This window comes from Candidatus Mycoplasma haematobovis (genome assembly GCF_001645765.1).
Taxonomy (GTDB): Bacteria; Bacillota_I; Bacilli_A; order Mycoplasmatales; family Mycoplasmoidaceae; genus Eperythrozoon_B; species Eperythrozoon_B haematobovis.
Genome location: NZ_LWUJ01000011.1, coordinates 156,828 through 168,590 on the forward strand (window position 1 = coordinate 156,828; position 11,763 = coordinate 168,590).

Sequence of the window (11,763 nt, forward strand, 5' to 3'; positions counted from 1 at the left end):
TAGATTAATATAATTATTTGGAATTCGCCACTAGGCTAAGTGATTTCTTAAACTCGTTCTTTAAGTTTAAAATAAATCGTTGAGATCTTTTTGTAACTGCCTTTACCCATTCTTCTTTTAAAGGAAATAAGAATGCTTCAAAAGTGGACTATGAAAGGTTGGAATTTTTAGGAGATAGTGTTATTGGTTTTGTAATAACCAATGAACTTTTCAAATTTAAAGAGGACCTTAAAACTATATCAGTTTTGAAAAAGCAAATAATAAGAGGATCTAGTTTAACTTACTCAGCAAAAAAAATTAATTTGCATAAGTACATAAGAGTAGGTAAATGTTGTAATTGTATTAGTGATTCTATGATTGAGGATGTATATGAAGCTTTTATAGGGGCTGTTTATTATGAATTTGGTATTGATAAAGCTAAAGAAATAATATTAAATACTCTTTGAAGAGATTTTTTAAATAATGAATTAGTTTTCTCTATAGATCATAAAACCAAGTTACAGGAGCTTGTTTATAAAAAACATAAATTAACTACATCTTATTCATTACAGAATTCAATAATTAATAATAGGGGACATACAGTATTTAAAGTTGCTGTAGCTTGGGGGTCAGAAACTAAAGCTACAGGTAATGGAACTAAATTACAGGAGGCAGAGCAGGATGCTGCTCGAAATGCTATTTTTAAGCACTTTAATTAATGCAAATAAAGACTAACTTTTTAGAGACAGCTACAGAACAACAGAAGTTTAGGAGCGGACTAATAATGTGATTTCTTCTATTCTTTGGGTACATGTTTTTTTGTGTAAATTGGCTGATTATGTCAAAGGTTGAGGATGGATGAAAAGGCAAATTTAGTCTGAAGGACGATAATCAAACTTTACTTGAATCTGTTAACTATTCCTTATACTTGGCTAGGGGTATAGCCACAATTGGTGTCTCATGGTTAATGGTAAAGTTGACACACAAGTATGCAGTTATTTTGGCTATGGTATTGAATACTGCCGCTTTCCCATTAGTATTTTCTTCATCATTACCATTGTTTATTGTGGGAAGGGTGTTAATGGCTTGCGGAGGAACAATGTTAATTATTTTTATACAGCCAGTACTTTCAAAATTCTTTAGTTTAGGTGCTAAAGGAGTATTAACAATATTTAGTTCTTGGGCTTATGTATTGGGAGCTTTATTAGTAAATTTGTTATTTATTTCTACTGATGTTAAAAAAATTTTAACTGATAAGTGGCAAATATGTGTTGGAGTAGCGGGCCTTATGACTTATTTTCCTGTACTGTATTATTGTTTATTTGGTAAGAATTTTGATGCTTCTCCACAGACTAAAGAAATAGTTTCTGACAAACCCGACAGTTATTTAGGTTTGCTTAAAGAAAAAGATTGTTGATTATGAATTTTCTTTTACAGCTTTATGTTAGTTGTTTCAGTAATGGTATCTTCTTTTGCAACTAAGGTATTATTAAATGTTAATAGTGAATTAAAGGGATCTGTAGGAAAAGCAGATTGAGCATCTCTGTATACTATTATCTTTTATGTATTTTGTTTATTTGGTTTCTTTTTAGGGCGGTTCACAAAACCTAAAATTCAAAGGAAACCTATAGTAGTATTGGCCTGTACAATAGTAAGTTTACTGTGGTTTATAGTTTTAGTAGCCGCTAGAGCTATTTCAAATCCTATAGCGGCAACAGTAATAATTTATATTTGTGTTGCTCTAATAGCTTTCTTTGGTATGGGAATTCAAACAGTAATTCTATACATTCCTCACGAATATTCTGGTAATGAAAATCCTAAGAGAATAACTACCTTCTATTCCTGTTTGTGAGGTATAGGATATATTCTGTTTGCTATTTATTACTTTATTACTTCTAGGATATTTGATGCACATCCTTACTATGGATATATGTCTTCTGCTTTTGTAATTATGTTGTTTATGCTCCTTTATGGAGCATTCTCTTTATTAATCAAGGAACCAAGGCCTGATTGACCAATGTTTCCTTGGGGAAAAGTAAAAGAAAACAATGTCAATTTATAGCTTTATTTCGGAGTATTTTTTTAGAGCCAAAGATATAGTTGAAAAATTTAATCCGAATAATCAAGTATTGCTTCAATTCTTTCAACGAAAAGAAAGAGCTATATTGGCAGGGATGGATGAAGTATTGGAGTTACTTAAAGTATGGCTTAAAGGAAAGAATGTTCAAATTAGGTATTTACCAGAGGGGACTGAAATAGGCGAAAAAGAAGTAGTATTAGAGTTAGAGGGAAGATATCAAGACTTTGGCATTTATGAAGGATTAATTGATGGAATATTAGCTAGATCTACTTCTATTGCTACTAATGCAAAACTTTGTTTAGAGGCATCTAATGGGAAAGAAGTAATATGTATGTCAGATAGAGCAGATCACTATAGTAATCAAATTAGAGATGGAAGAGCTATGTATGTAGGGGGTATTACTTCTTTCTCTTCTCTAGCGCAAGCACCTAATGCAAGTTGCAAAATATATGGATCTATACCGCATGCATTAATACAGAATTTTAAAGGCGATGTAATTAAGGTAATGGAACTATATTTAACTCTCTTTCCTAATGAACCACTTATTTTATTAGCAGATTTTCATAATGATGTAATAGATGATTCTCTTAAAGTGCTTAGAGTTTTTGGAGAAAAACTATTTGGAGTTAGAGTAGATACTTCTAAGAATATGAAAGACAATATGTTTTATAAGAAAGAAGAGGAGTTTGGAGTTACTCCTGTTCAAATCAAAAAACTTAGGGAAGCTTTAGATAATAATGGGGGTAAACATGTGAAGATATTTGTGTCTTCTGGATTTGATGCAGAAAAGATAAAGTATTTTGAAGATGAAAATACACCCGTAGATGCTTATGGAGTGGGAGAAGCATTATTAAAGGTTAATAATACTTTTTCTGCAGATGCTGTGAAAATTGATGGAATAGCTCTAGCTAAAGCGGGTAGAGAATATCAAGAAAATTCAAAACTTAAAGTATTTAAGTGAGAATAGGTTTATATGGGGGCTCTTTTAACCCTATACATATAGCACACATAAATCTTGCAGAATATGCTATCTCTAATCTTTCTCTTGATTTATTAATTTTCATTCCTTGTTATCAATCAGTAGATAAACCAATTAGTGAATATGAAAGCGCTAAAGATAGAGTTAAGATGATCGAATTGGTATTACCAGAAAAGTGTATTGTTTCTACTTATGAAATAGATTTAGGAGTGCCTGTACAAAGTATTAAGACTATTGAATACTTTAGAGATCTTTATAAGAATGATGAACTCTTTTTCTTAATAGGAGAGGACTCTTTATTGGGTATACATACTTGAGAAGGATTTAGAAATATAGAAAAATTAGTAAATTTAGTAGTATTTAGAAGAAAGCTTAGCAGTTCTAATTTTGATAATAAATTTAATTTAAAGTTAATTTGGATGAATAACGAATTGTGGGATTTTTCTTCTAAAGAAGTAAGAAATAAAGGGAAATTAGATATGCTAGATAATAAAGTAAAAGAGTATATAAAAAATCATAAAATATATAATATTTAGTTGATACTATGCCTACAATTGCCCAGTTAATTAAGTGTAAGAGAAAAAAGAAAATAAAGAAATCTAAATCACAAGCTCTTTTAAAATCTTGGAACTCTTTAGATAAGAAAGTAACTTTTCAATCTAGCCCTTTCAAAAGAGGAGTATGTACTAGGGTTGGTACTATGACTCCTAAGAAGCCTAACTCTGCACTTAGGAAGTATGCTAAAGTGAGACTTTCAAATAACTATGAGGTACTAGCATATATTCCTGGAGAAGGACATAATTTACAAGAACACCATGTAGTAATGGTTAGAGGGGGAAGAGTTAAGGATTTACCAGGTGTTAAATATCATATAGTTAGGGGTAAGTTAGATACAGTCGGAGTAGATGCTAGACGACAAAGGAGGTCAAAATATGGAACTAAAAAACCTAAAAAAAGTTAATAATGCGTAAAGATAGGAGTTTGAGAAAGAGAATATTACCTCCAGACCCTGTATACCAATCACAGCTTGTTTCAAAAGCTATCAATATGATTATGTGAGATGGTAAGAAACAGTTAGCTCAAAGAATTTTTTATAAATCTCTTAAATTAGTTGAAAAAAAAATAGGGAGAGAGCCTCTTGAAGTATTTATGGAGGCTTTAAAGAATATAGCTCCTACTATTGAGTTGAAAACTAGGAAAATTGGTGGATCTAATTATCAAGTACCTGTTGAAGCTTCTGCCGAAAGAAAAGAAACTCTTTCTCTTAGATGATTAATTAACTTTAGTAGAAAAAGAGCTGAAAGAACTATGGTTGAGGCTTTAGCGCATGAAATTATTGATGCTTACAATAATACAGGACTTTCAATTAAGAAACGTAATGAAGTAATTAAGACAGCTGAAAGTAATAAAGCTTTTGCTTACTTTAGATTTTAGATGGCCAAAGATCTGAAATTTATACGTAATTTTGGTATTATGGCCCATATTGATGCTGGGAAAACTACTACTAGTGAACGTATTCTATTCCATACTGGGAAAACTTACAAAATTGGAGAGGTTCATGATGGTGCGGCAACTATGGACTGGATGGAACAAGAAAAAGAGAAGGGAATTACTATTACTGCGGCAGCTACATCTGTAGTTTGAAAAGATCATCAACTTAATTTAATTGATACTCCCGGACACGTGGATTTTACTGTTGAAGTTGAGAGATCTTTAAGAGTATTAGATGGTGCTGTAGCTGTTTTGGACTCTCAAATGGGAGTAGAGCCACAAACTGAAACAGTCTGAAGACAAGCTACTAAGTATTTAGTTCCAAGAATTGTTTATTGTAATAAGATGGACAAGATTGGAGCTGACTATTTTAAGTCAGTTCAATCTTTAAGAGAAAAGCTTAAAGTAAATGCAGTATTAATACAACTTAATATAGGCAAAGAAGGAGACTTTATTGGAATAATAGATTTAATTACTAAAAAAGCTTATGAATTCGATGGAAAACAAGAAGAGGAATACAAAGAAATTCCTATTCCTGAAGCATTAAAGGAAGAAGTTGATAGATTACATCAAGAATTATTAGATGAAGTACTTACTTATGATGAGAAAATTATGGAAAAGTATTTAGGTGGTGAAGAAATAACTGTTGAAGAGATAAAGCATTGTATTCGTATAGGAACTATACAAACTAAGTTATTTCCAGTATTGTGTGGTTCTTCTTTTAAGAATAAAGGAGTTAAGTTCTTACTTGATGCAGTAATTGATTATTTACCAAGCCCTATAGATTTACCTGAAACGCCTGCTTTTGATAAAGAACAAAATCCTATTTCAATAAAGAATTCTCCTGATAATGATTTTGTAGCTATGGCTTTTAAGATAGCTGCAGACCCGTTTGTTGGTAGATTAACTTTCATTAGGGTTTATTCTGGTGTACTGAAAAAAGGTAGTTCTATTTACAATACTACTCAGGATGTTCCAGAAAAAGCAGGTAGATTAGTACAAATGCACTCTAATCATAGAACAGAAATTGAGAGTATTCAGGCTGGCGAAATATGTGCAATAGTAGGACTTAAGAATACCAAGACAGGAGATACTCTTACTGTAAAGGGAAATCAAGTAGTGCTTGAATCTATGAACTTTGCAGAGCCTGTAATTTCATTAGCTATTGAACCTAAAACTAAAGTAGATCAAGAGAAGATGTCTATGGTACTTTCAAGATTATCAGAAGAAGATCCTACTTTCAAAATATCTACTAATATCGAAACAGGCCAAACTATTATTTCTGGTATGGGAGAATTACATTTGGAAATACTTATTGATCGTATGGGAAGAGAGTTTGGACTTCAAGTAAATATTGGACAGCCACAGGTAGCATTTAGAGAGACCTTTACTCAAGAAGCTGAAGTAGAGGGTAAATATATTAAACAAAGTGGTGGTAGAGGTAACTATGGTCATGTATGAATTAAATATGAGCCTAATAAAGATAAAGGATTTGAGTTTGTTGACAAAATAGTAGGTGGTAAGATTCCTAAAGAATATATTAAGTCTATTAAACAAGGATTAATAGATGCTATGAAGTCAGGCCCTTTGGCAGGTTATCCAATTATTGATATTAAAGCTACATTATTTGATGGTTCTTTCCATGAAGTTGACTCAAATGAGATGGCCTTTAGAATTGCTGCTTCTCTTTCACTTAAAGATGCAAGCAAGAAGTGCGCTTCTATATTATTAGAACCTATTATGAATGTAGAGATTACAGTACCAATGCAATATTTTGGCACTGTAATGGGTGATGTATCTTCAAGAAGAGGAACTATTGAAGGGGATGAGCAAGTGGAAAATGCTAAAGTTATTAAATCAAAAATACCTCTTAAAGAGATGTTTGGTTATGCAACAGCACTTAGATCTTTAACTCAAGGTAGAGGTGTTTACACTATGCAATTTTCACACTATCAACCATTACCTCAATATATTACTAAAGAATTATTAGAGAGTCGAAAGTAATCAGTAGATGGCTAAAGATTACTATCAGATATTAGGCGTTTCCCATGATGCTACAGAATCAGAAATAAAAAAGGCATATAGGAGTCTAGCTAAGAAATATCACCCAGACGTTAATAAATCTCCAGAAGCAGAAGATAAATTTAAAGATATTAATGAGGCTTATGAAGTGTTGAGTGATGCTCAGAAGAGACAGAACTATGACACTTATGGGAGCGCTGATGAACAAATGCAAGGGAATCCTTTTTCGGGAGGCGGAGACTTCACAGAATTTTTTAATGATTTTTTTGGAGGAATGCACAATCAAAGACAATATGAGCACTATTCTGATAAAGTAACTATTTCTTTCTTAGATTCTGTAAGAGGTACTAGTCGTAAATATGATTATTTTTCTAAACAGAAATGTGAAGTGTGTAAAGGCAATAAAGCTTTCTTAGGAGATGCTAAATATGTAGTTGTTTGTGGTGCATGTAGAGGTACTGGTCAAGAAAGAGTAAGAAAACAGTCATTATTTGGAATATTTGATAGTACTAGACCTTGTTCCCAGTGTGAAGGGCATGGTAAAGTAATTTCTAAGAAATGTAAGGAGTGTAAAGGGGAGGGTTACAAGAGTCAAAAGAAAACAGTTACTGTTCCAATTCCCGCTGGTATTTTTGATAAACAAGTATTGTCTTTCTGAGATAAATCAGGTTTAGTAGACGTAAAGATTTCTTTGAAAATTAAAGTGGAAGAGTCTGAGATTTTTGAGAGAAAGAAAGCGGATGATTTAAATATATATACAAGAATATATATTAATCCTTTCACAGCTATATTTGGAGGAGTAGCAGAAATACCTACTCCAAAAGGAATTAAAACAATTAAGATCCCCGAAGGAACTAATTCAGGCGATAAACTTAAATTAAGAGGAGAAGGAATAACTGTTAATCGAAATAGTGGTGATTTAATTGGAGAAGTTAAATTTACTACTTATCCAAAATTAACTAAGGAACAAAAGGAAATATTAAAATCTTTAAGTGGACAGGAGACTTCAGAGACAACTAAATGAATTGCAAAAGCTAAAAAAATAATAAGTTAATGACAGAAGAAGGGAAACAAATAGAAAAAGAAGAAAGAGTAGAGGAGGAGTTAAGAGAGCAAATAAAGGAGTTACAAGAACAGATTGCTACTCTGGAAAAAGAGAGTAATCAAAAAATTATGGATTTTATTGATAAGAAATCCAAAGAAGCTGAGCAAATAATACTCAAGAAAGAAGAGGAATTAAAGCTTAAATTTAAAAGAGAGCTAGAGAATGCTAAGGATTATTTGTACGAGAGACAATTTTCTGAATTAGTAGGAATTATTTCAAATTTTGAAACTGCTATAGATATGGCTACTGCCCCAGAAATAGCAGCATATTTAGCTGGTTTTAAAATGTTTAGTTCTCAATTTGAAACATTGCTAAGTGATTTAAATATCTCTAAATTTAGTCCTAAGAAATATGATGAATTTGATTCATCATGCATGGAAGCTACAATGGTGGAGAAGGTTGACAGTGAAGAATTGGAAAATAAAGTGTTGCAGGTTTTCTCAAAAGGTTATAAATTAAATGAAAGAGTTATTAAATTGTCCTCCGTTAAGGTAGGTAAATTAGATTAGTGGCATTAGTAAGCGCAAGAGAAATTCTTCTTAAGGCATACAAAGAAGGATATGCTGTTGCACAAATAAATACTAATAATCTTGAGTGAACTAAAGCTATTTTATTAACTACTCAGTCTCTTAAATCTCCTGTAATTATTGGAGCTTCTGAAGGGGCTATTAAATATATGGGTGGCTTTAATGTAGTGGCTTCTTTAGTTAAAGCTATGATTAAAGATTTAAATATTGAAGTTCCTGTAATACTTCACTTAGACCACGGTAGTTATGAGGGATGTAAGAAAGCTATTGAAGCTGGATTTAGTTCAGTAATGTTTGATGGTTCCCATTTTCCTATTGAGGAGAATTTTGCTAAATCAAAAGAAATTGTTGATTTAGCGAACTCTAAGGGTATTTCTGTTGAATTGGAAGTAGGAACTATTGGTGGCGAAGAAGATGGTGTAGTGGGTGCTGGTGAAAATGCTAGTGTTGATGAATGTGTGAGAATGGGGTCTCTTGATTTATCAATGTTAGCTGCAGGCATTGGTAATATACATGGTCCTTATCCAACCAACTGAAAAGGCCTTAATTTTGAGTTATTGTCAGAAATTTCAAAAGCAGTAAGTAAACCTCTTGTGCTACATGGTGGTACTGGAATTCCTGAAGATCAAATTAAGAAAGCTATTTCTTTAGGTATCTCAAAAATTAATGTGAACACTGAATTACAATTAGCTTTTGCTTCAGCAACTAGAAAATATATTGAAGAACAAAAAGATTTAGATATGTCTAAAAAAGGTTTTGATCCTAGAAAATTGTTTAAATATGGTTTTGATGCTATTTGTCAAGTTATTACAGATAAATTAACAATGTTTGGGTCTGTAGGTAAAGCCTAAATGTGTACTATAAGTCTTGAGTACCTGTCTCGATCTTTACTTCTGTAGTCGGTTTACCATTTTATTGCTTCTCTAATTCTTTAGATACCACAGTATTAGATTCTAGTTTTTTTCAAGATCCTAACTTATTTAATAAATTAGAAAATGAAGACTTTGTATACAAAAGTTCTATTGAGGAGGATAGCACAGGAATAAAGAATTATTTTTTTAATAATTCCTTCAGTTTGCTTTGAAAGAAAAAGAATGGAGTAAATGATGACGAGGTATTTGGAAATGCTTTTTTGATCAATATTATGTATCCTCCTCATTTGGGAAAGGACGATCCAAGTAGATACACATATACACCTAAATACTATCAACCAGGAGAAGAAATAATACTTCTTGTAGGAACTTCATTCTCTTTTGTTTCAAAGGTATTCAAAGGACTTAATGAATGAGATAAGGTAAATGATTGCACTAAAGTAATAACTCTAGATAAGCACTCAGGAAATGGAGGAAATGGCACTTGTCCAAAAGAAGTGATTAATAGTAACAATGAACAATATGAATTTTATTTTTCACACCCTTATCCAGAAGATAATGAAAAAACAGGAGTTAAACAACAAGAAAATCTATATTCAATAAAGGAAGATTATTTATCTAAGCAGGAATTTCAACTTAATAAGCCACATTTTGTAAAAATAGAAAACAAGAATGTAGGGTTAGTTTATGCCGCTGTAGATCTTAAGGTTAATAAGAAATTAATAAATATAGCTCTTAATAGCCGCGAAGGAATTAATAATGTTTTAAGAGATGTTCATACCAATACCAAGGACGATTCAGATTTTCAATCAGAGATGCGAACTAATTGATTTGGAACAAGCTACAAATTTGCGGCTGATTTTGCAGTGTTGCAATTGAAAGTCCAAATGAAAGATATTAGGGGTTTATTTAGGGATTATTTAAGAGATCTTTTCAAGAAAGAAGGAAAAATAACAAAAATTCCAAGAAATAGTATGTCTATTAGAGATGGAAAGACAGAACCACTTTACTTAGCAGGATGATCAGTTATGAGTCAAACTGAAAGAGATCAGCATGAAGTAGATAATTTATTAGTTGAAGCAAAAGCAAAAGCAAAAAATGGAGTAAATAATGGCCAATGCAACAGCACATCTAGTAGCTATAGTTTAAATGCAAATAATGATGCTTTAATCCAAATAGTTCCTAGTGATATTAAGAAAAAACATAAAGCAACTTCAAATAGTCTAGGAGACTGTCTTGAATTAGTTTTAAAAAATAGTAGTTCACAAAGTTCACAGGATAAATATGTTGCTACTGATTTTGAATATTTTCCTAATGATGAGTATGGCTTCTTGTATGTAGATTACTATGTACAGAACAAAAATACAAAAAAGAAATTTCCTAAAAAAAGAACAGTAATTTTTGATGGTTTTAAAAAAAGGAATCCTACTGCCAGAAGAGATTTTGTTAATACATACAATGATACTCATAGAAGAAAGTCCGATGCAACCAAAAGGTTTTTGGAAGCCGATCCAAAAGGAATGGCTGAATGAAAAGAATTATCTGTTCAATATGGTTATTTCCCAATTCAAAATATTCACGATAAAGTACATAAATTAAACAAAGAAATTAAAGAAATTGACACTACTACACCACTCGAAACTTTTCAAGCAGGAGGAAGCACCTATGTAAATATTTCTCATCAAGTAAATATTCCTAATTTAGGACTATCTCAAGCCAAAGGAATAATGGCTTTAATGAAAGATCAAGATAGTGATCAAAATATTATGGTTGGCATGTATGAAGGAAGACATGCTTGAACTAATCCAATTGGATTAGATACAAAAGCAGTAGGTAAAGTTATGTTATTTATTTCTCCTTGAAGATATGATTTATTTAATTCGAATAATAAACTTTCAAGGCCTTCTTTAGGTGATAGTTTGAAAAAGAAAAAAGTAAATGGAACACATGATTACAACAACAACAACAACATGAAAGATTATTTAATTTATGGAAATGTATTTAATCTTGGCTCCTAAAAAATTCTTTAACTGCCTTAATATTATCTTTTTTGCATATCAAATAGACTATATCTCCAACATCTATTATATGTTCTCCCCTAACAGGAATAATAACATGTCCATTCTTTTTTTTAATACTTATTAAAGTAACTGAAATAGTTCTTAAGAAAGATATTTCACTCACCTTCCTAGTCCATAAAGTCCTATTTAATACAGGCAATCTAATTAATAAAGTATCTTTAATTTCTTTATCAAAAGAAAATAACTCTACATTTAAGTCATACATAGCTTTGTAAGCTATCTTAAGAGCTATTTCTTCTTCTGGAATGAATGTTATGCTTATTCCAAGCATGTTAAGTATTCTTCTATGGGTTTCTGTTTTTGCTTTGCATAAAATATTATTTACTTTAAGCTTTTTCAAGTTTGCCGCTGCAATTACAGAGGTTTCCATATTTGTTATGCCTAGTATTACATAGTCAAAGAATTGTACACCTACGTCCTCTAATTCTTTGATATTGGTACAATCACAAACAATGGCATAGCTGAATTCAGGACCATGTTCATTGATTACTTTCGGGTCAGAATCTAGTACTGTTACTTTGTGTCCTTCGCTTACTAAAACTAATCCAATTTCGTAGTTGAATTTATTTAGTCCAATTAAACAATATTCTTTATATGCTTTTTCTGTCTTGGGTGAATTCAACTACA

General features: G+C 31.5%; 12 protein-coding genes. 11 read left to right on the forward strand and 1 reads right to left on the reverse strand.

The window, feature by feature from the left end; translation table 4 throughout:
• Positions 1 to 17 precede the first annotated feature (17 nt).
• Genes A6V39_RS02925 through A6V39_RS02975 form a run of 11 tightly spaced genes read left to right on the forward strand, consistent with a single transcriptional unit; the run spans position 18 to position 11,073 of the window.
• Entirely contained in the window at positions 18 to 698 is a 681-nt protein-coding gene (locus tag A6V39_RS02925) for a ribonuclease III family protein (protein WP_187150154.1), read from the forward strand.
• Positions 698 to 2,041, forward strand: coding sequence for an MFS transporter (locus A6V39_RS02930; RefSeq protein ID WP_281178727.1), 1,344 nt, complete (start codon positions 698 to 700; stop codon positions 2,039 to 2,041). Before A6V39_RS02925 ends, A6V39_RS02930 begins: the two co-directional genes overlap by 1 nt.
• Complete coding sequence (locus A6V39_RS02935) at positions 2,028 to 3,026, forward strand: nicotinate phosphoribosyltransferase (RefSeq protein ID WP_187150155.1); 999 nt, start codon at positions 2,028 to 2,030, stop codon at positions 3,024 to 3,026. The genes A6V39_RS02930 and A6V39_RS02935 overlap by 14 nt, the downstream gene beginning before the upstream one ends.
• Positions 3,017 to 3,574: a nicotinate (nicotinamide) nucleotide adenylyltransferase gene (nadD, locus tag A6V39_RS02940; protein ID WP_187150156.1), complete on the forward strand. Its 558-nt coding sequence runs from the start codon at positions 3,017 to 3,019 to the stop codon at positions 3,572 to 3,574. Before A6V39_RS02935 ends, nadD begins: the two co-directional genes overlap by 10 nt.
• A gap of 8 nt (positions 3,575 to 3,582) precedes the next feature.
• Positions 3,583 to 3,999, forward strand: coding sequence for a 30S ribosomal protein S12 (rpsL, locus tag A6V39_RS02945; RefSeq protein ID WP_187150157.1), 417 nt, complete (start codon positions 3,583 to 3,585; stop codon positions 3,997 to 3,999).
• Positions 4,000 to 4,001: 2 nt separating this feature from the next.
• Positions 4,002 to 4,472: a 30S ribosomal protein S7 gene (gene rpsG / locus A6V39_RS02950; RefSeq protein ID WP_187150158.1), complete on the forward strand. Its 471-nt coding sequence runs from the start codon at positions 4,002 to 4,004 to the stop codon at positions 4,470 to 4,472.
• The gene (gene fusA, locus A6V39_RS02955) at positions 4,473 to 6,533 is read left to right on the forward strand and encodes an elongation factor G (RefSeq protein WP_187150159.1); all 2,061 of its coding nucleotides are present in this window, start codon (positions 4,473 to 4,475) and stop codon (positions 6,531 to 6,533) included.
• 7 nt (positions 6,534 to 6,540) lie between these two features.
• Positions 6,541 to 7,605: a DnaJ domain-containing protein gene (locus A6V39_RS02960; protein ID WP_187150160.1), complete on the forward strand. Its 1,065-nt coding sequence runs from the start codon at positions 6,541 to 6,543 to the stop codon at positions 7,603 to 7,605.
• The gene (gene grpE, locus A6V39_RS02965; protein ID WP_187150161.1) at positions 7,605 to 8,165 is read left to right on the forward strand and encodes a nucleotide exchange factor GrpE; all 561 of its coding nucleotides are present in this window, start codon (positions 7,605 to 7,607) and stop codon (positions 8,163 to 8,165) included. The genes A6V39_RS02960 and grpE overlap by 1 nt, the downstream gene beginning before the upstream one ends.
• Positions 8,165 to 9,034: a class II fructose-1,6-bisphosphate aldolase gene (gene fba, locus A6V39_RS02970; protein WP_187150162.1), complete on the forward strand. Its 870-nt coding sequence runs from the start codon at positions 8,165 to 8,167 to the stop codon at positions 9,032 to 9,034. Before grpE ends, fba begins: the two co-directional genes overlap by 1 nt.
• Before the next feature lie 2 nt (positions 9,035 to 9,036).
• The gene (locus tag A6V39_RS02975; protein ID WP_187150163.1) at positions 9,037 to 11,073 is read left to right on the forward strand and encodes a hypothetical protein; all 2,037 of its coding nucleotides are present in this window, start codon (positions 9,037 to 9,039) and stop codon (positions 11,071 to 11,073) included.
• Here the strand turns inward: A6V39_RS02975 and A6V39_RS02980 are convergent.
• A complete protein-coding gene (locus tag A6V39_RS02980; RefSeq protein ID WP_187150164.1) occupies positions 11,057 to 11,758 on the reverse strand; it encodes a potassium channel family protein in 702 nt (233 codons plus the stop codon). The genes A6V39_RS02975 and A6V39_RS02980 overlap by 17 nt on opposite strands.
• Positions 11,759 to 11,763 lie beyond the last annotated feature (5 nt).